The sequence below is a fragment of the Nocardia sp. NPDC058658 genome, assembly GCF_042716665.1.
In the GTDB taxonomy this organism is placed as follows: domain Bacteria; phylum Actinomycetota; class Actinomycetes; order Mycobacteriales; family Mycobacteriaceae; genus Nocardia.
The window spans coordinates 121,671-140,165 of sequence record NZ_JBHXRR010000016.1; the positions used below are offsets into that span (position 1 = coordinate 121,671).

Genomic DNA, 18,495 nt, shown 5'->3' on the forward strand with positions numbered 1-18,495 from the left:
ACTAGTGGCCGGAATGCCAGCTATCCCAAGGATCAGGCCATGAAGACCATCGCGGTGGTTGCCGTCCCGCCGGTGAAGTCGTTCGATCTGTCGATGCCGGAGACCTTGATGGGTGGGGTCATGGTCGATGGCGAACCTGCCTATCGAGTGGTTGTCTGCACGGCCGAGCCGGGGGTATTGCCTTCCACTCCAGGCGGATTCGACGTGGTGATCCGGCACGGGCTCGACGTCCTCGACGCCGCCGACGCGGTGATCGTGCCGAGCACCGGCAGTCGCACAGATGCGGACCCGGTCACCCTGAAGGCGCTGCGCGCGGCTGTCGACCGCGGCGTCTTGGTCACCTCGATCTGCAGTGGGGCGTTCGTCCTCGCCCAGGCCGGGCTGCTCGACGGCCGCACCGCGACCACCCACTGGGGCCTGGCCGACGAACTGGCCAAGGCGCATCCGCTCGTCCGAGTACGCGTCGACGCCCTGTTCATCGAGGACGGACCGGTGACCACCGCGGCGGGCGCGGCAGCCGGAATCGACCTGTGCCTGCATCTGATTCGAGCCGACTACGGCGCCACCGTGGCCAATGCCGCCGCACGCGCAGCGGTGGTGACACCCGTGCGGCAGGCGGCCAAGCCCAATTCGTCGACACGCCCTTACCCGCCGACGACGACCTCTCGCTCTCGGCCACCCGGGCGTGGGCGCTCGAACGCCTCGACACTCCCCTGTCACTACGCGAACTCGCCGAACACGCACGAACAAGCGTGCGCACCCTGACCCACCGATTCCACGACGAAACCGGCCTCAGCCCGCAGAAGTGGTTGCTGAGCCAGCGCATTCATCGCGCCCGTGAACTGCTGGAATCGACCACACTGCCGATCGATCAGGTCGCCAGGTACAGCGGGATCGGATCGGCAGAGTCGTTGCGCCAGCACATGGTTCGCCAGCTGGGCGTCCCACCGAGCACCTATCGCGCGAACTTTCAGTACGGCGCGATCGGCGGATAGCCCGGGTAAGGCTGGTAGCCGTATGGCGGCTGTGGTGCGAAAAACGGCTTGGACTTGCTGTTCCACAACAGGATCACCGCGGCAAGACCGATCGCCAACGTGACCGTGCCGAACACCAGCTCGATCCCGATGGTGGAGGCGACGAACCCCACCACCGTACCGACGACATAGAACAGCGCGTTGATCCCGAAGAACACCGTCCCGGTGATCCGTCCCCAGTTCTTGCCCGCCCGGCAGACGAACGCCATCCACACCCACAACCCGACGGTGATCAGCGCGCCGACCAGCGCACCACCGATGCTGCCGTACACGACCCAGTCGAGTTCGTCGCCCCGCAACGCACCACCCGACGCATCGAGCGCATCACTGCGGGCCTTGTCGATCGTGGTGAGCGAGTAAGCCATGCTGAGCAGGGTCACCACCGCGCCCGCCAGCATCAGGTAGAACGCGATCTGCACACTCTGCGGAACAACCCGCGCCACGACGTCCCCCGGCGCGGCACCACCCGGCACCGGATACGGCGCCACCGGGTAAGGCGGCTGCGCCCCCATCGGCGCCGAAGGCTGCTGCCCATACGCCGGAGGCATCGGCTGCCCGTACGCCTGTGGCATCGGCGGCTGTGGAATCCGGTCAGCCGACGCGGAATTCTGCGGATAAGACGTCAGCCCATCATCCTGCGACGAATACCCCTGACCTGCGGACGAATCTGACATCGAACTCCCCTTCATCGAGACCCCACCCTAACGCGCCCTCCACCACGACCACACCCCCAACCACCTCGTACACCCCAGATCCGCCATGACCGCACAACCCACCCACCACCTGCGACCTATAGGGAGCAGCGGCCACGAAGTGGCCGGTCGCGGCCCCTCGGGGCCGCGACTCGAGCGCGCCAGCGCTCCAACAAACACAGCGTCAAACCTGCCTGGGACCACTCAAACCCCAGAAGCCTGCCCCACCAACTCCCGAGCCGCACACCGATACCGATCGACAATCAACCGAACAACCCCCGGATGCACGCCGATCGGCTCAGCCACCCCATCAGCACCGGCATCGTGCAACCGCTGATGAAAAAGCCCGTGCGCCAACAGATAAGAAGCGATGAACACCCGCTCCGAACCCGATTCACGAAGCGAAGCAACAACTTCCGGCACCCGAGGCGTCCCTGTAGCCACGTAGGCGATCCGAACCGGCACCCCCAACTGCTCGGCAAGCATCCCCGCAGCCCGCCGAACATCCTGCCGCGCACGCGAATCCGAAGACCCGGCCGCGGCGAACACCACCGCGTCACCGGGCTTCCACCCGGCAGCCCGCAACCGCATCCCCATCACCCGAGTCAGAGCCGGATCCGGCCCCATCGCCTCGGTCACAGCGACAGCGCAGTGCCCACTCTCGGCAACTTCACGCGGAACATCTTGATACACGTGATAACCCGAGGCCAGAAACGCCGGAACGACAACAGCGGGCCCATCGATATCCCGCAGAACCTCCGAAGGCGAAGGCCCCAACACATCGACAAAGGCGGTCCGCAGCGCAGGCTCGGTAGACACAGCGACGCCGAGCTCGGCGGCCACCGCATCAGCAAGCGCCGCAATCATTTCCACGCCACGCGCACTACGCGTCCCGTGCGCGACGAGCACCAGAGCCGGCTCCCCCGGCGCCCCGGCGCTCACCACGTCCCCATCGCGGCAGACCTGGGCGACCGAGCGGGTGTGCCGATCCCCGCAGCATGCGGCGGCTGCACGGCCGGACGCGCAACGGGCGTATCGGAGCAGTCGGCCGCGTCCAGCGCGAGCCGGTAGCCACGCTTGACCACGGTCTGAATCGCCTTGGGAGTCCCCAGGCCGGCCCGCAGTCGCGCGATCGCGGTCTCCACCGCATGGGTGTCGTCACCGCCACCGGGCAACGCGGCCAGCAGGTCTTCACGCGAAACGACCCGACCCGGCTGACGAGCCAGCGAACGCATCAACGCCATCGGCGCGGGCGCCAACTGACGCACCTCACCGTCGACGACTACACACCCACCACGCACGCTGACCAGGTGACCGGCCGCGTAGATCCGGCTGGCGCGACGCGGAAGTTCTTCTGCCACATGGCGAGCCAACGCACCGAGGCGGGCCCGGCCCGGCATCGTGGTCGGCACGCCGAGTTCTTCCAGCGGAGCCGCGGTGATCGGCCCGACGCAGGCGGCGAGCACCCGGCCACGGAACGCATGCAGCACCGACTCCAGGAGCCCGGTTTCCTTGGCGCGCATCAACATCGACGCCACGGCGGGCGCGCTGGTGAAGGTGACGCAGTCCAGGCTGCCGGAGATGATCGCGTCGATCATGTTGTCCATCGGACCGCGATCGGACGGCGGCTCCCACCGGTACACCGGCACCGGAACCACATCGGCGCCCGCGCAACGCAGCACCTCGCAGAAATCGGGAACCGGCTCCCATTCGGTGGTCGCGCCGTGCAGCTGCACCGCGATGCGGACGCCTTCGACGCCCTCGGCGAGCAGATGATCGAGCACCTCGGCCGAGGACTCCGAAGCGGGCGACCATTCTTCGCGCAGTTCGGCGGCGCGGATGGCGCCCTTGGCCTTGGGACCGCGGGCCAGCATCCGGGTCGAGGCGAGGGTGTCGCGCAGGACCTCGGCCAGACCCCAGCCTTCGGCCGCTTCCATCCAGCCGCGGAAACCGATGCCGGTGGTGGCGACGGTGATCTGCGGCGGATCGGCGATCAGCAGTTCGGTGACCCGTTCGAGCTCGGTGTCATCGGCCAGCGGGATGATGCGGATCGCCGGCGCGGACGTGACGGTCGCGCCCCTGCGGGTGAGCAGGGTGCTGAATTCCTCGGCGCGACGAGCCGCAGTGACGCCGATCGTGAAGCCTGCGAGGCAGGGGCCAGTGTCGGTCGGAGATGTCATGGAGTCGGCACCGGCTCGTTCGAGACCGCGACGACGCCGCCGTCGAGTTGTACCGCGTAGACCGGCAGGGACATGGACTCGTCGTCGAGACAACGGCCGTCGATCAGCGAGAAAGCCTGCTTGAGCAGCGGCGACGCGACGACGGGGACGCCGCCACGATCACCGACGATGCCGCGCGACATCACCGCGGCCCGGCCGAACGGATCGATATTGCCGACGGCGGCGAGCGTGCCGTCGGAGAGTAGGAACAGAGCCGCCTGACGGCCGCCCTTCAGAAGGACAGCGACGCCGCGCCCCGGGATCAGGAAGTCGAGACGGCAGGCCTGGGTCCAGGTCGCGGTCTCGGTGGTGATGGTGGGTGTGTCGATAACGGTCATCGGTTCCTCCTCCGAACGCCTTACCTATTGGTACAGGCGCCCTGTTTCCGCAGCGTTAAGTGCTTATTTCCCGGCCGGTGCTGTGTCCGAAGCAACACCGACGGGCATGCCGGGGAGACCGAGAAGCACTGGTACCTTGCGTTCGCCGCTGTCGTCGAACGAAATCGTGGGGTCGGCTTCGTCAGGGGCATTGACGAAGGAGACGAAGCGCGAGAGCTTGTTCTCGTCCTCGAGGACCGCGGCCCACTCGTCCTTGTAGCCGTCGACGTGCTTGGCCATGGCGGCCTCGAGGTCGCCCGCGATGCCGAGGCTGTCGTCGAGGATGACGGCCTTGAGGTAGTCGAAGCCACCCTCGAGGGCTTCCTGCCAGGGCGCGGTGCGCTGCAGGCGGTCGGCGGTGCGGATGTAGAACATCAGGTAGCGGTCGATGTAGCTGATCAGGGTCTCGTCGTCGAGCTCACCGGCCAGCAGCACCGCGTGCTTGGGGGTCAGGCCGCCGTTGCCGCCGACGTAGAGGTTCCAGCCGTTCTCGGTGGCGATCACGCCGACGTCCTTGCCGCGGGCTTCAGCGCATTCACGCGCGCAACCCGAGACGGCCAGCTTGATCTTGTGCGGCGAGCGAAGGCCGCGGTAGCGCTTCTCCAGCAACACGGCCATGCCGACCGAGTCCTGCTGGCCGTAGCGGCACCAGGTGGAACCGACGCAGCTCTTCACCGTGCGCAGCGACTTGCCGTAGGCGTGGCCGGACTCCATGCCGACATCGACCAGGCGCTTCCAGATCAGCGGCAGCTGCTCCACGCGGGCGCCGAACAGGTCGATGCGCTGACCACCGGTGACCTTGACGTAGAGGCCGAACTCCTTGGCGACCTCGCCGATGGTGATCAGCTGGTCGGCGGTGACCTCACCGCCGGGCATGCGCGGCACGACCGAGTAGGTGCCGTTCTTCTGCAGGTTGGCCAGGAAGTGATCGTTGGTGTCCTGCAGCGCGGCCTGCTCGCCTTCGAGGATGTGGTCGCTCGAGGTCGACGCCAGGATCGAGGCCACGGTCGGCTTGCAGATATCGCAGCCCGAGCCCTTGCCGTGCTTGGCGATCAGCTCGGAGAAGGTGCGGATGCCGGTGACGGCGACCACGTCGTAGAGCTCGGCCCGCGACTGAGAGAAGTGCTCGCACAACGACTTCGAGACCGCGACGCCCGACTGCTCGAGGAGCTTCTTGATCATCGGCACACAGCCACCGCAGGAGGTGCCCGCGTTGGTGCAGCTCTTGACGGCCGGAATGTCGCAGGCGCCCTCGGCGATCGCACCGCAGATCGCGCCCTTACTGACGTTGTTGCAGGAGCAGATCTGCGCGTCGTCGGGCAGCGAGTCCGCGCCCAGTTCGGCGCCGGCCGGGGAGATCAGCGCGGCGGCGTCGGCAGGCAGCGGGCGACCGACCAGCGGGCGAAGGGCCGCGTACTGGCTGGCGTCACCGACCAGGATGCCGCCGAGCAGGGTCTGGGCGTCGTCGGAGACGACCAGCTTGGCGTAGGTGCCCTTGGCCGCGTCGTGCAGCACGACCTCGAGCGCGCCCTCGGTGACACCGTGCGCGTCACCGAAGGAGGCCACGTCGACGCCCATCAGCTTCAACTTGGTCGACATATCGGCACCGGGGAACTCGCCCGCGCCGCCCAGCAGGCGGTCGGCGACGATCTCGGCGGTGGTGTAACCGGGCGCGACCAGGCCGTAGCAGACGCCTTCGATCGCGGCGCATTCACCGATCGCGTAGACGCTCGGGTCGGAGGTCTGCAGGGCGAGGTCGGTGAGGATGCCGCCACGGGCACCGATCTCGAGGCCGGAGGCCTTGGCGAGGGCGTCCTGCGGGCGGACACCGGCGGAGAACACCACCAGCGAAGCCTTGATCTCGGCCTCGTCGGACAGGTGCACGGTGACCTTGTCGGCGCCCTCCTCCTCGATCGAGACGATCTTGGCGGTGCCGACCCCGGTGTGCACGTTCAGGCCGATATCGGTGACGAGCTTCTCCAGGATCGCGCCACCACCGGCGTCGACCTGGGCGGGCATCAGGCGCCCGTTGTACTCGATGACGTGCGGGGTCATGCCGAGCAGGCGCAGCGCGTTGGCCGCTTCCAGACCCAGCAGACCGCCGCCGACGACCACACCGTGCGCGCCGGGACCGGCCGCTTCGGCGGCGGCACGGATGCCGTCGAGGTCGTCGATGGTGCGGTAGACGAAGCACTCGGGCAGGTCGTGACCGGGGACCGGCGGCACGAACGGGTAGGAGCCGGTGGCCATGACCAGGGCGTCGTAGGCGATCACGTCACCGCTGGTGGACGTGACGGTCTTGGCTTCGAGGTCGATGGACTCGCCGCGCTGGCCCAGTCGCAGGTCGACCAGCGGGTCGCCGTCGTACATGTTGCCCGGCAGGGCCAGGTCGTCGGCGTTCCAGTTGCCGACGTAGTAGGACAGGCCGACGCGGTCGTACGCGGGCAGCTTCTCCTCGGACAGGATGACGACCTGCCACACGCCTGCCTCGTCACGCGAGCGAAGGGCTTCGACGAAACGGTGTCCGACCATGCCGTGGCCGACCACGACCACTGTCTTGCGAGTGCTGTTCATGAGAGTGACCTCCTTGGTAGTGGTCGGGCGTCAGCCGCGAGCCGACGGGGTGGATGCTTCGGCCTCGAGGACCAGGGACTCGGCCTCGACCACGACATCGGAGTCGGAAGACAGGCGCGGACGGCGCAGGAAGACCGTCCAGGTAACGGCGGCGCAGACCACATAGAAGGCCAGGAAGACCCAGAACGCGGTGGTGGCCGACGCGGTGCTGGAGTAGGAGCTGCGCAGCACCATGTTGATGCCGACCCCGCCGAGGGCGCCGATCGCGCCGACGAAGCCGATCAGGGCGCCCGCGGTGTTCTGCGACCAGGCCGCCTGCTCGGTCCGCGAGAGCGGCAGGCTCTTCGACTTGGCTTCGAAGACCGACGGGATGATCTTGGTGACGGCACCGTTGCCGAAACCGGACAGGATGAACAGGGCGATGAAGCCCGCGACCAGCAGGGTCATGGTCGAACCGGTGGCGATGCCCTTGTTGTTGTCGGCCATCGAGGAGGCGGTGATCACGATCAGCGCGGCGGCCATCATGGCCCCGAAGGTGGCGATGGTGACCTTGCTGCCACCGATGCGGTCGGCCATCTTGCCGCCGTAGGGGCGGGCCAGCGAACCGAGCAGCGGGCCGATGAAGGCGATCGACGCAGCGTGGATGGCGGCCTGGGTGGCGGTGTCGCCACCGGCCTTGAAGCTGATCTGCAGGATCTGGGCGAAGGCGAAGCTGTAGCCGATGAACGAACCGAAGGTGCCGATGTAGAGGAAGGCGATGGCCCAGGACTGCGGTACGCGCAGAGCCTTGACCATGTAGGACATGTCGGCCTTCTGGTTGGTCAGGTTGTCCATGTAGAAGGCGGCGCCGACGGCGGTGAGACCGACCAGGACCAGGTAGACCGCGCAGATCACCGAGGCGTAGTCGGCACCGAGGGTGACCAGCACCAGCAGACCGAGCAGCTGGATCACCGGGACACCGATGTTGCCGCCACCGGCGTTCATGCCCAGCGCCCAGCCCTTGAGGCGCTGCGGGTAGAAGGCGTTGATGTTGGTCATCGAGGAGGCGAAGTTGCCGCCACCGAAGCCGGCGAACGCCGCCACGATCAGGAACGTGCTGTAGGAGGTGCCGGGCTGGTTGATGAAGTACAGCGTCAGCAGCAGCGGGATGAGCAGCAGGAACGCGGAGAAGATCGTCCAGTTGCGGCCGCCGAAACGGGCGGTGGCGACGGTGTAGGGAATGCGAAGGAACGCGCCGACCAGCGTAGGCATGGCGACCAGGAAGAACTTGCCCGCCGCGTCGATGCCGTACTTGTCGGTGGGCATGAACAGCACCATCACCGACCAGATCGACCACACGGAGAATCCGATGTGCTCGGCGATCACCGACCAGATCAGGTTGCGCTTGGCTACGTCCTTGCCGCCGGCCTCCCAGGCCGCGACATCTTCGGCATCCCAGTGCTCGATGTCGTGGTTCCGCTTCAGCGTGCTCAAGATTGGGCCTCCCAAAAGTGCGATGGCCCAACGGTAGGAAATGGGTATTGCCGAAATGCTGCGGGAAATGTCGCTTGAATCAACGGTTTCTCACCTCCCTCCAGTCAGAGAGGTGAGATCAGCCCGTTTGTTTCGGGCATGTGTCGCAACGATTTCCGCGCGTAAGGAAGCAGCAAGAAATCGGGATATTCACCCGTGAGGGTGTGAGCTGCGCCTCCTCTCAGCGACTTTAGGCCAGAGTCACGCGCACCGCACTTCGGCGGGCGGCCGACGGTGAGAATTTCATTGCGTCAGCCCGTACCCGATGAGTTACCGATGTTCTCGCGAGATCACCAGGTGTCTTCGAGCGTGCGCGGTTTGCAGGCCTGCCAGGCGCCGGCGAGGAGTACGCCGATGGCGACGAAGAGTAGGCAGAAAGGCGCCAGCCAGCCGCCGGTCCAGGTGTGCAGCATGCCGAACAGCAGCGGGCCGGTGCAGGCGATCGCGTAACCGACGCCCTGGGTGAAGCCCGACAGCGCCGCCGAGCCCTGGGGGGTGCGGGTACGCAGGTTGATCAGCGTGAGCGCCATCGGGAAGGTGGACGGGCCGAGACCCAGCAGCACGATCCACAGTACGGTGAGGTGCATCGGCGCCACCAGCAGGCCGATGAACGCGGTCGTGAACAGCACCATGCAGCCGACCACGACGGGGAACGGATTACGCATCTTGGAGACCACGGCGGGCGCGCCGAACGCGCCGACCAGTCCGATCAGGGCGAACAAGCCGACCATGCTGCCGCCGAAACCGGCGCTGGCGCCCGCGTCGGACAGGATCTTGGGCAGCCAGGCGAACATGGCATAGGTGGTCAGCGAGGTCATGCCGAACATGCCCGCCATCCCCCACGCCACCGGCGAACGCCACACCTTGCCGGTCTCGGGCGCTTCGGCGGGCAATGCGGTGGTGTCGACCGTGTCGCGACCACGTCGGCCGCGCAGCACGACGAACCACGGAATCGCGGCCGCGAAACCGATCATCGCCCACACACCCATCGAGATCCGCCAGCCGTGTGCCTCGGCGACCGGGACCGCGACGAACGCGGGAACAACAGTGCTGAGCTGCACCATCACGATGTAGAGCGAGCTGATAACAGCCAGGTGATCGCCGAAATACCGCTTCACCAGCGGCGGAATCACCACATTGCCGATACCCATACCGAGCAGCGCCACCCCGGAGAACACCAGCAGTTCGCTGGTCCCGGTTGAGAACACCCGCACCAGCGATCCGGTGCCTGCCAGCAGCATCGCCACGAACACGGTCTTCTCGAGCCCGAACCGCCGCACGATCATCGGCGTGATGAGCCCGGCGAGACCGAACATGGCGGTCGGCAACATGCCGAACACCCCGACGATCCCGGTCCCGTACCCGATCTCGGCGCCGATCTTCTCGGCAAGCGGGCTGAACGCGGTGACCGCGGCGCGCAACGTCAGCGCCGACATGACAATGGCCGCCAGCACGAGCAGACGGCCTTCGATCAAAGACCGCCGAGTGATCTCCGGAGCGTCGACGGGGTCGACGACATCCCGCCGGTCTCCCACCACGGTCGACCCGGCGCCTGGCTGAAATTCACGGAATGGCGGCACTCGGAAATCATAGGATGACCCGATGATCCGGGCAATGGTTTGTGACCAGCGGTACTCTTGCGACGTGCAACCCGTCCGGCGTACCAGCCTCATCGCCCAGGTCACCGAGCAGCTTCGGGCCGAGATCCGTTCCGGCCGTTGGCCGGTGGGCCAGCGGATCCCCACCGAACCCGAGCTCACCGAGCTCACCGGGACCGGGCGAAATACCGTGCGCGAGGCCGTCCAGGCGCTCGTGCACGCGGGCATGCTCGAACGCAGGCAAGGCTCGGGCACCTATGTGATCGCCACCTCCGAAGTCGGCGGCACCCTGGGCAAGTACTTCGCCGACGCGCACGAACGCGACATCCTCGAGCTGCGCCAAGCGCTCGACACCACCGCCGCGGGCCTGGCCGCGCGCCGCCGCGACGACACCGACATCGCCAACCTGCGCCGCCTGCTCGCCGAACGCAGCAACCGCAACTGGGCCCACGCCGACCCGGTGGCCATCGCCGCCGACGTCGAATTGCACCGTGCGATCGTCGTCGCCAGCCACAACGCGGTATACCTGGAGTTCTACGATTCGCTGCTGCCGATCATCGAACAGGTGATCCACGCGCGAACGGCGAAATCCGACGACGCCTACGACACCGAGCACGAAGAGCTCGTGCAGGCGGTGATCGACGGCGACGCCGAGCGGGCCGTGCAGGCCGCGAACTGCTTCCTCTCCTCGCTCATCGCCGAATACCCGGACCGCTGAGCTGCGAAAGAGCGCAGTTCCTAAATCCAGGTAACCGGGCGGTCACCACCAGGGAATTCGCGCGGTGAGCCGTAGTTGCCGGGAACGTCACCTGAGGCCATTGTCACGCAACAACCGGCTTCTACCTTTATCTCGACACCGCATAAGCGCTCGATCGAGAGGAAGCCGATGACCGCAATCGCCGCCACCGGCCAGGCGACGGAATCTCCGTCGTTCGAATATGAGAAGAAGGGTCGATGGCTGACCCAGTGGGAACCCGACAACCCGAAATTCTGGGAATCGGGTGGTGAGAAGACCGCCAAGAAGAACCTGTGGTTCTCCGTCTTCGCCGAGAACCTGGGCTTCAGCGTCTGGGTGCTGTTCGGTTCCATCGTCACCGCGATGGGCGCCGCGGGCTTCACCTTCCTCGAAGGCCTCGGCAAGGGCAATCCGACCGCCGTCGCCAACGCACTGCTGCTGACCTCGGTGCCGACCCTGGTCGGCGCCACCCTGCGCATCCCCTACACCTTCGCGGTCCCCAAGTTCGGCGGTCGAGCCTTCACCGTCTTCAGCGCGGGCATGCTGCTGATCCCGACGCTGGGGCTCGCGTTCTTCATCAACCAGCCCGGCACTCCGATGTGGGTCTTCCTGCTGCTGGCCGCGCTCGCCGGTGTCGGTGGTGGCAACTTCTCGTCCTCGATGGCCAACATCTCCTTCTTCTTCCCCGAAGGCAAGAAGGGCGCCGCGCTCGGCATCAACGCCGCGGGCGGCAACCTCGGTGTGGCGCAGACCCAGCTGGTCGCGCCGTTGCTGATCACCTTCGGCACGCACCTGCTGGCCAAGGACGCCGCGGGCTACCGGTTCGGCATCACCCTGGCCATCCTGGTCTGGGTGCCGTTCATCCTGGTCGCCGCGTTCGGCGCGCTGCGCTACATGGACTCGATCGTCTCCGCCAAGGCCGACGGCAAGTCCTACAAACTGGCGCTGACCAACCCGCACACCTGGATCATGTCGTTCCTCTACATCGGCACGTTCGGTTCGTTCATCGGCTTCTCCTTCGCCTTCCCGACCCTGATCAAGGCCAACTTCCCGCACCTGGCCTCGATCAGCTGGATCAGCATGGTCGGCAACCTCGCCTTCCTCGGCGCCCTCGTCGGCTCGTTCAGCCGGCCGGTGGGTGGCTGGATCTCCGACAAGGTCGGTGGCGCTCGCATCACCGTGATCGTGTTCACCGGTATGTCTGTCGCTGTCGCACTGATCATGGTCGCGCTGTCGATGAAGAGCTTCCCGCTCTACCTCGCCGCGTTCCTGCTGCTGTTCGTGCTCACCGGCGTCGGCAACGGCTCCACCTACCGGATGATCCCCTCGATCTTCGGCGCCACCGCCAAGAAGTACGCCGCCGAACACGGCTTGGAGATCACCGAGGCGCAGGCTTCGGCTCGCCGTCAGGCCGGTGCCGCGATCGGCGTGATCGGCGCTGTCGGTGCCTTCGGTGGGTTCATCGTGCAGCAGGCACTTCGCTTGTCCAACATCAACTTCGGCACCATGGCGCCCGCCTTCTGGGCTTACGCCGGTGCGTTCCTGGTGATGGCGGGCGTCACCTGGTGGTGCTACCTGCGCACCTCCTTCGTCACCGACAAGATCCCCTCCCTGGCCTACGCCAACGTCTGACCAACCCCCTCCCAGCCGAAAGCCACGTTCGGAACCCCTCCCGAACGTGGCTTTCGGCTGTCTCGACTGCCGGTGAACATCGAAACGCATTCCAGCACAACCGATGACAAGAACGTGGTCGAGCGTCCACACTGAAAGGGCAGTGGTACGTAGGGGGTATCGATGAGAGTTCGACCGCGGCAACAACTTCTGGATCTGTGGCGCGCGCACCTGCGCACCTCGTTCCGCGATGGCAGTTGGGTCTGGGGCGGACGGGACGGACGCAATTCGATCAGCGACGCCGAGCAGTTGATGTGCTTGTTGTATCCGGCGACCGAGTTGGCCGGTTTCGCCCTCGACCCGGACAGCATCGCGACCGCCGACGACATCGCCGCGGTGATGGCAGTGCTCGGCGACGACATCCAGGTCGGTGGCACCCTGGTGACGAAAATCGAGCAGTTCTTCGATACCTATACCGACGCGAGCGGGGAGCCGATATTCGCGGGCGGCAGCTACTTTCGCAACGTGGGTTTCGGGCAGCCATCGGCGACGCAGCGTGAACTCGAAGTGGTCGACTCCTATGCGATGTCGTTGAGTCTGTGCATCGCGTCGCTGCGCTTCCTGCGAGGACTGCAGCGGTACCTGGTGCACGAGGTGCGCCGCGAGGCCCAGCGGCTGAGCGAGCACGTCGACGCGCTGATTCCCCGGGTGAGCACCCGGCTGACCTCCGCGATGGGTGGTCTGATCCGAAGTTTCGTCATCCACACACCGCACTTCTCCTCCCCGGCTGGTCAGGAGATCCTGAAGCTGGTCAACCAAACAGGCGCACCGGTCAGAGATGTCATCGCCGACTTGTCCACCGCGCTCGAGCAGATCCGCGTGCAGGCCGAACTCGACGTGCGCAACGGCCATTCCCTCGATATCGACCTGCGCGATATCAACCGGGCCTTCGAATGCGGCTGGGCGTGGGGGGTGGACGAAAATGCCGGTGACCTTGCCGAATTCAGCGGCCGGATCGCGACCCAACCCGGCTTCGCGGTCGCCGAGCCCTCCCTCTACTTCACCCTCGTCGCGCTCGACGGCATCAAAGACCTGTACTCCCAACGTACCCAAGAATCAGACCTGTTCGAGCCACATCAACTCCTGCTGGCCGAATCACTCAAGCGTCGCGCGGAACTGACCCAGCGCTATTGGTCCACGATCTCGCGCTTCGGCACCGGACGCTGGCCACTCGAGGACTTGCCATGGCGCACGTCGGACGGGAACCAGTCGGACTACGACAGCCTGGCCGTGACGGCTTTCCTCATCCAGGAACTGCTGGAACGGGAGTCGACCACCGACCTGGCACGCACCGTCGCGGTCCTGCGCCAGCTGGCACGGCGAGGCAAGATCATCCACCGCGAGATCCCCGACGATCCCGCCGCCCTGCTGCACTATCCCGGAATCACCTTGACGCTCAAGGGATCTGAGGCCATCGATGCGGGCCCGATCCTGGGCTATCACGTCAGCGACTTCACGACATTGCTGCTCAAGCGCAGTCTGCAGGCCGCTCGACTGGCACGCGATGTGGGTACCCGCGAACAGCTGCTCGACCTGGCCGCCGCAGCCCTCGAGCACATGCAGAATCGGGCCATCACCGGGGGCCGTTCGGCGGGCCTGTGGGACAACCTCGGCCCGGACGGCGACACCGCAGACGCCGCGCCATCGTGGTTTCTGACCGAACGCATGATGGAGTGTCTGGTCGTCGCGCACATCACCTACACTCGACCGCCGCTGGCCACCGAGACGATGGTGAACGCCGCGATCGGCAAGATCGGCGAGACCGAGCATCTGCTCAATCAGGAGTTACTCCAGGTCACCGACGCCGAGTACTCGCCGCGCTTCCAGGAGCTGGCCGCGATCCAGCAGCTACTCGACCGAGCTGCGAGCATCCAGACCAAACGGCCGCACACGGCAGAGGCACTGGCGGCCGAAGCGTTGAGGCGGCTCGACGCGCTCGCCTACGCCCGCGAGGACGCCACCCGATGAGCACCCAGGGCACCGACCCGATGCTGGTCTTTGCGACCTCCGACAAAGGAGGCACGGGACGCTCGGTCACCAGCTGCAACGTCGCCTACCGGCTGTGTCTGCGTGGCCTCGATATCGCCTATGTCGACTTCGATTTCGGGTCCCCGACGGCGGGCGCACTATTCGAGATCGGCCACGCCGAACGCGGCACCACCGAGGGCCGCGGGCTGCATTCGTATCTGCTCGGGGAGACCGGCGAGCCGCGGCGGCTGATCGTCGACCGCGAAACGGACCGCCCCCAGCTGCGTCGCGCCGCGCCAGGAGCCGGACAGCTGGTGCTGCTGCCCGGTGACGTGGGGGGTGCCGAATTCGGTTGTGACGACACCATCGTGGCGCGCGCCGTCACGCTGCTCGCCAAGCTCCTGAGCGAATTCGCCGTAGTGATAGTCGATCTCAGCGCCGGCCGCTCGGTCGCCCTGGAGATCGCGTTGCGGGCCACCGTCTCGACCATGCTGGCGCACCGCGCGCACCGCTGGCTCGTGTTCCACCGATGGACGCGCCAGCACGTGCTGGCCGCCGGCGGCTTGGTGTACGGATCGCACGGGCTGCTCGAGACCGGCGGGCACTTCGAGCACGACCGCCAGGAACTGCTGGCATCCGTGCGGTGCGTGCGCACGGCAGTTGCCGCGTCGGACTGGACCCGAACGGTGGATCCGCCCCAGGCGGCCTGGCTGAACGAGCAGTCCAAAGCGCTGCGCGAACTGGCTATGGCCGAGGGCCTAGGCGCGGCCATGGTGCTGGGGCAGACACCGATCGAGCCGATGCTGCAGTGGCGCGAACAGCTCATCCTCGACGCCGACGTGAACGCCCGGCTCGCCGATCCGGCGACTGTCGAGGCGTACACGGATCTGGCTCGGCGGCTTACCGATTCGGCGACTTGGGATATCGAGTAGATGAATTCACCAACCTATCGTGAGGCGTCGGAGGAATCGGTTATCGCACCGCTCCCCATGGCTCACCTATCGATCGAGATCTGCCATTTCCGACACGAGGAAATCCTCTACGACACCGACCTCGTTCGCGCGCAGTTCCGACGCGCGGTCCCGCTGGTCGCCGCGTTCGTCGAGTCGGCGCGAATCGAATTCGGCCCCGACACCCGGGTGAGTACCTGCTACCTCACCGACGACTACTTCCAACCCCGCTTCGCACCGGCCGACGTGCTCGACCGGCTACTCGGTGCCGCCGCCGACGCCGGCTTGACCATCGACTATCTGGCCAGGGAATCGGCCTGTCACCAAGCGCCGATGTTCGCGGGCGGGGTGGCCGTCGGCGCACCGATCCCGGTCGCGGAGATGGTGGCTGCTCGGCTCATCGCCCAGCCCGAGGACGAGGAAGTCGCCAACGGCCGCCGACCACCGACCGCCGAATTCGGCTGGCTGTGTAACGGGCGTCGGGAGCAGAACAGTTCGTCGCGCCCGGCCATGCATCCGCAGCCGTATCGGCCGCCGCAGGAATACGGCCGCGGCGAACATTCGATATTCCTCGACGTGGAGCTCTGGCACGACCGGGACGAGGCGCGGCGCTGGTCGTGCCCGTTCCTGACCGCGGTGTGGCAGCTGTTGCGCCTCGGCATGCTGCGCTATCACGGTGCGCCAGTGGTCGATCCGCAGTCGTGGCCCGCGGATCGGGAGTGGCCGGACCGCTGGACGGATCTACCACCGGTGATTCGACTCAATCCGGACGCGGCACCGTTCACGGCCTACCGGACGCTATCGCTGCTGCCCAAGCGCTACCTGCTGATCGAGTCCGCGGTGCGGGTCATCCTCGACCATCTCGCACCGGACAACGATGTCGCCGCGCAGGTCGCGGCCCAGGGCAGTGCCGAGCACGTGCTGGTGCCGGCCACAGTGGTCGAACGCGTCGGATATCTGTTGATCGACGGGGCCTGACCATGACGGGCCCCGAGGTGGGCAACCCCTCCCGTACGGCATCTCTGCCGCGTCGCGCTGCGTCACGACCGCCGACGCCCCTCGTGGTGCTCGGCGAGATCCGCACCTGCCTGCTGCCACATTCGGTGACCCTGGACGGGCCGGCCACCGACGACCTGCTGGCCACGGTTGCCGGCGCGACCGTTCTGCGTCGCGAACGTCCTGGTCCACTTGCCTTTTCACCACGTCATGCGACCGGCGTCGACTGCCATCTGGGCTGGGGTACGACGACGACCGTGCGCGCGGTGGGGACGGTGGAATCGACCGCGATCTTGGTCGGTAGCCGGCTGTCACAGCTGTCCGCGCACACCACCGTGGTGCGGGCTTCGCAGCGGAAGCGCAGGCCGTGGTCGCACTACATCAGCCAGGTCGGGGTGACCGAAGTGATCGGCGACCTGCCCGACCACGCGATCGCCGACAAGGAATTGGCCGCAGGTCATTTCGCCCCGCCCGGCCCCAACACCCTCGATCTCGCCTCGATTTCCGCCCGGCGTCTCGATGCGCTGCATGCCTCGCCGCTGCTGGATCACCAACCGCCGCTGCGGGCGCCGACCACGCGGCTGCGGTGGACCGCCACTATCGGCGGCAGTACCGGACCCGCCGTGTCGCTACGCATCGAGGACGAGCTGTCCAGGACCTTGCGGGTCACGGTGCGGGAAGCGGCGGATCTCCCTGACGCCGTGCGGTTCTGCCAGGACGTCGCCGTCCACGACTGGTTGCTGACCGTTATCGACGCGAAAGTGCTTGCGGCCGAAGGCGCACCCGCCGGGCGGCAGGTCTCTGCACTCGCCCCGGTGCTCGAACATCTGACACACCTGTGGATGCCGGGAGCACAGGTCCCGGCGGCGATGCGGGCACCGTGGCGCGATCTACAGGCAGCGGCGAACTTCTCCAAACAGTGGACGGCCCGAATCCAGCAGGTACAGCGCCGGATCGAGGTGGCGACGTACTACGCCGCGCGTGGTGAGAACCCGCCTGGCGGTTGGTGATCACACCCGGAACCAGCGGCGGACCAGCAGCGCGAAGAACACCGACATCGAGACCGCACCCAGCCACGCCTCGACCGCGAACAGGACACGCACTTGCGGGGCCAGGTTGTCGGCGTCCCCCGGATCGAGCGGATTGAGCACACCCAGGTAGATGATGTCGGTCCACAGCGTGTTTCCAGCCCACACCAGGCTGAGGCCGGTGCACACGAGGATCTGCACGACAACCCAGCCGAGCAGCCAGAACGGCCGATACCCGTAGCCGCACAGGAGATCCGAGGCCGCGCTGACCCCACGCCGCCAGCCCGGCGCGAAGGTGCGGCGACGGACTCGCGCCAACGCCAACGCACACCGATCCTGTGCCCCGGCATCCTTGGCGCGGCGGTGCAACTCCACGGCGGCACCCCAGGCACGGACCGCGTGCGCGGGCAATTCACGCACTGCGTACGCGGACGTCCCGCGGTGAGTCAACGCGATGGCCAGCGCCTCGAATTGCGCGGCGAGCAAGGCGTTCTGGGTTGGGCTCAGCCGCAGTGGTCCACGGAATTCGACTTCGGCGGCGATCAGCCCGGCGATCAGGGGCTTACGCCACACCTCGTCCTCGCCCGGCACCGCGTTCGGGACCTTCGCGTACACGGTGTCGAACCGCAGTCGATTGCTTTGCCGCCCTAGTTTGAGCAGTTCCGGGCGGTCGAGTATGGCTTCGATGGTGGCGTCCAGGTCATCGAGCACGTCGGTTTCCGCGACCCCGGGCGAATCGAGTTTCTGGGTGTAGCGCAATGCCCGGTCACCGATATCCTGGATGATCGGATCGTCCTGCGATGGCTGCGCACTGCCCCCCGGCATCGGATTACCCCCGCGTCACACATAGTCGAATCAGGCTCCAGTGTAACCGTTTTCGCTATTGTCAGCCGGGGGTCCGGATAGACGGTGCATCTTGTAGACCAGTATGTCGCGTGGTTCGTCATCACCGAAATACCGTTCGTCGTGCTCACGCGGTCAAGTCCCCAGTAGTGGTGTAACGCAAATCCTTCGGTTCAATGGGTCAGGCGCTGAGTTCGAGGGCGGGTTCGTTCACCTCGTTTCCGGTATCGGTGAGCAGCGTGAGGCGGCTCTTGGCGAGGATGTCCAAGCCCAGATAGCGGCGTCCTTCGGCCCACT

The 18,495-nt window shown here is 66.6% G+C and carries 16 protein-coding genes; 8 read left to right on the forward strand and 8 right to left on the reverse strand.

All coding sequences use genetic code 11. The features are described from left to right. Positions 1-39 precede the first annotated feature (39 nt). Positions 40-765 carry an AraC family transcriptional regulator gene (locus tag ACFWUP_RS21615; RefSeq protein WP_379236950.1) on the forward strand — a complete coding sequence of 242 codons (726 nt, stop codon included), beginning with the start codon at positions 40-42 and terminating at the stop codon, positions 763-765. Next, a complete protein-coding gene (locus tag ACFWUP_RS21620) occupies positions 753-995 on the forward strand; it encodes a helix-turn-helix domain-containing protein (RefSeq protein WP_379236952.1) in 243 nt (80 codons plus the stop codon). Before ACFWUP_RS21615 ends, ACFWUP_RS21620 begins: the two co-directional genes overlap by 13 nt. Here the strand turns inward: ACFWUP_RS21620 and ACFWUP_RS21625 are convergent. The 7 genes from ACFWUP_RS21625 to ACFWUP_RS21655 all read right to left on the reverse strand — a co-directional run bounded on the left by ACFWUP_RS21625 (position 971) and on the right by ACFWUP_RS21655 (position 9,844). After that, complete coding sequence (locus ACFWUP_RS21625; protein ID WP_379236954.1) at positions 971-1,708, reverse strand: hypothetical protein; 738 nt, start codon at positions 1,706-1,708, stop codon at positions 971-973. The genes ACFWUP_RS21620 and ACFWUP_RS21625 overlap by 25 nt on opposite strands. A 222-nt stretch (positions 1,709-1,930) precedes the next feature. Further along, entirely contained in the window at positions 1,931-2,671 is a 741-nt protein-coding gene (locus ACFWUP_RS21630; protein ID WP_379236956.1) for a sirohydrochlorin chelatase, read from the reverse strand. After that, positions 2,665-3,906 (reverse strand): uroporphyrinogen-III synthase, encoded by a 1,242-nt coding sequence (locus ACFWUP_RS21635; protein ID WP_379236958.1) that lies wholly within the window; start codon positions 3,904-3,906, stop codon positions 2,665-2,667. The genes ACFWUP_RS21630 and ACFWUP_RS21635 overlap by 7 nt, the downstream gene beginning before the upstream one ends. After that, the gene (gene nirD, locus ACFWUP_RS21640) at positions 3,903-4,283 is read right to left on the reverse strand and encodes a nitrite reductase small subunit NirD (protein WP_379236960.1); all 381 of its coding nucleotides are present in this window, start codon (positions 4,281-4,283) and stop codon (positions 3,903-3,905) included. The genes ACFWUP_RS21635 and nirD overlap by 4 nt, the downstream gene beginning before the upstream one ends. 63 nt (positions 4,284-4,346) lie before the next feature. Next, a complete protein-coding gene (gene nirB, locus ACFWUP_RS21645) occupies positions 4,347-6,896 on the reverse strand; it encodes a nitrite reductase large subunit NirB (protein ID WP_379236962.1) in 2,550 nt (849 codons plus the stop codon). A gap of 30 nt (positions 6,897-6,926) precedes the next feature. Next, on the reverse strand, positions 6,927-8,372 hold the full coding sequence (locus ACFWUP_RS21650) for a nitrate/nitrite transporter (RefSeq protein WP_379236990.1): 1,446 nt from the start codon (positions 8,370-8,372) through the stop codon (positions 6,927-6,929). Between the two features lie 326 nt (positions 8,373-8,698). Next, on the reverse strand, positions 8,699-9,844 hold the full coding sequence (locus ACFWUP_RS21655; RefSeq protein ID WP_379236992.1) for an MFS transporter: 1,146 nt from the start codon (positions 9,842-9,844) through the stop codon (positions 8,699-8,701). A gap of 208 nt (positions 9,845-10,052) precedes the next feature. On the opposite strand from ACFWUP_RS21655, the gene ACFWUP_RS21660 reads away from it, so the two are divergent. The 6 genes from ACFWUP_RS21660 to ACFWUP_RS21685 all read left to right on the forward strand — a co-directional run bounded on the left by ACFWUP_RS21660 (position 10,053) and on the right by ACFWUP_RS21685 (position 17,337). After that, positions 10,053-10,724: a FadR/GntR family transcriptional regulator gene (locus ACFWUP_RS21660; RefSeq protein WP_379236964.1), complete on the forward strand. Its 672-nt coding sequence runs from the start codon at positions 10,053-10,055 to the stop codon at positions 10,722-10,724. 168 nt (positions 10,725-10,892) lie between these two features. After that, positions 10,893-12,374 (forward strand): MFS transporter, encoded by a 1,482-nt coding sequence (locus ACFWUP_RS21665; RefSeq protein WP_379236966.1) that lies wholly within the window; start codon positions 10,893-10,895, stop codon positions 12,372-12,374. 162 nt (positions 12,375-12,536) lie between these two features. Beyond that, on the forward strand, positions 12,537-14,381 hold the full coding sequence (locus tag ACFWUP_RS21670) for an SCO2524 family protein (protein WP_379236968.1): 1,845 nt from the start codon (positions 12,537-12,539) through the stop codon (positions 14,379-14,381). Beyond that, on the forward strand, positions 14,378-15,313 hold the full coding sequence (locus ACFWUP_RS21675; RefSeq protein WP_379236970.1) for an SCO2523 family variant P-loop protein: 936 nt from the start codon (positions 14,378-14,380) through the stop codon (positions 15,311-15,313). Before ACFWUP_RS21670 ends, ACFWUP_RS21675 begins: the two co-directional genes overlap by 4 nt. Further along, positions 15,314-16,309: an SCO2522 family protein gene (locus ACFWUP_RS21680; protein WP_379236972.1), complete on the forward strand. Its 996-nt coding sequence runs from the start codon at positions 15,314-15,316 to the stop codon at positions 16,307-16,309. Positions 16,310-16,311: 2 nt separating this feature from the next. Further along, the gene (locus tag ACFWUP_RS21685; RefSeq protein ID WP_379236974.1) at positions 16,312-17,337 is read left to right on the forward strand and encodes an SCO2521 family protein; all 1,026 of its coding nucleotides are present in this window, start codon (positions 16,312-16,314) and stop codon (positions 17,335-17,337) included. Here the strand turns inward: ACFWUP_RS21685 and ACFWUP_RS21690 are convergent, their stop codons facing one another. Beyond that, complete coding sequence (locus tag ACFWUP_RS21690) at positions 17,338-18,180, reverse strand: hypothetical protein (RefSeq protein WP_379236976.1); 843 nt, start codon at positions 18,178-18,180, stop codon at positions 17,338-17,340. Positions 18,181-18,495: the final 315 nt, after the last annotated feature.

What these genes read in the sequence shown, in the direction of transcription:
- ACFWUP_RS21615 (WP_379236950.1), top strand. Translation starts at nt 40, where the DNA reads ATGAAGACCATCGCGGTGGTTGCCGTCCCGCCGGTGAAGTCGTTCGAT.
- ACFWUP_RS21625 (WP_379236954.1), bottom strand. Translation starts at nt 1,708, where the DNA reads ATGTCAGATTCGTCCGCAGGTCAGGGGTATTCGTCGCAGGATGATGGG.
- ACFWUP_RS21635 (WP_379236958.1), bottom strand. Translation starts at nt 3,906, where the DNA reads ATGACATCTCCGACCGACACTGGCCCCTGCCTCGCAGGCTTCACGATC.
- nirD (WP_379236960.1), bottom strand. Translation starts at nt 4,283, where the DNA reads ATGACCGTTATCGACACACCCACCATCACCACCGAGACCGCGACCTGG.
- nirB (WP_379236962.1), bottom strand. Translation starts at nt 6,896, where the DNA reads ATGAACAGCACTCGCAAGACAGTGGTCGTGGTCGGCCACGGCATGGTC.
- ACFWUP_RS21655 (WP_379236992.1), bottom strand. Translation starts at nt 9,844, where the DNA reads ATGTCGGCGCTGACGTTGCGCGCCGCGGTCACCGCGTTCAGCCCGCTT.
- ACFWUP_RS21665 (WP_379236966.1), top strand. Translation starts at nt 10,893, where the DNA reads ATGACCGCAATCGCCGCCACCGGCCAGGCGACGGAATCTCCGTCGTTC.
- ACFWUP_RS21670 (WP_379236968.1), top strand. Translation starts at nt 12,537, where the DNA reads ATGAGAGTTCGACCGCGGCAACAACTTCTGGATCTGTGGCGCGCGCAC.
- ACFWUP_RS21675 (WP_379236970.1), top strand. Translation starts at nt 14,378, where the DNA reads ATGAGCACCCAGGGCACCGACCCGATGCTGGTCTTTGCGACCTCCGAC.
- ACFWUP_RS21680 (WP_379236972.1), top strand. Translation starts at nt 15,314, where the DNA reads ATGAATTCACCAACCTATCGTGAGGCGTCGGAGGAATCGGTTATCGCA.
- ACFWUP_RS21685 (WP_379236974.1), top strand. Translation starts at nt 16,312, where the DNA reads ATGACGGGCCCCGAGGTGGGCAACCCCTCCCGTACGGCATCTCTGCCG.
- ACFWUP_RS21690 (WP_379236976.1), bottom strand. Translation starts at nt 18,180, where the DNA reads ATGCCGGGGGGCAGTGCGCAGCCATCGCAGGACGATCCGATCATCCAG.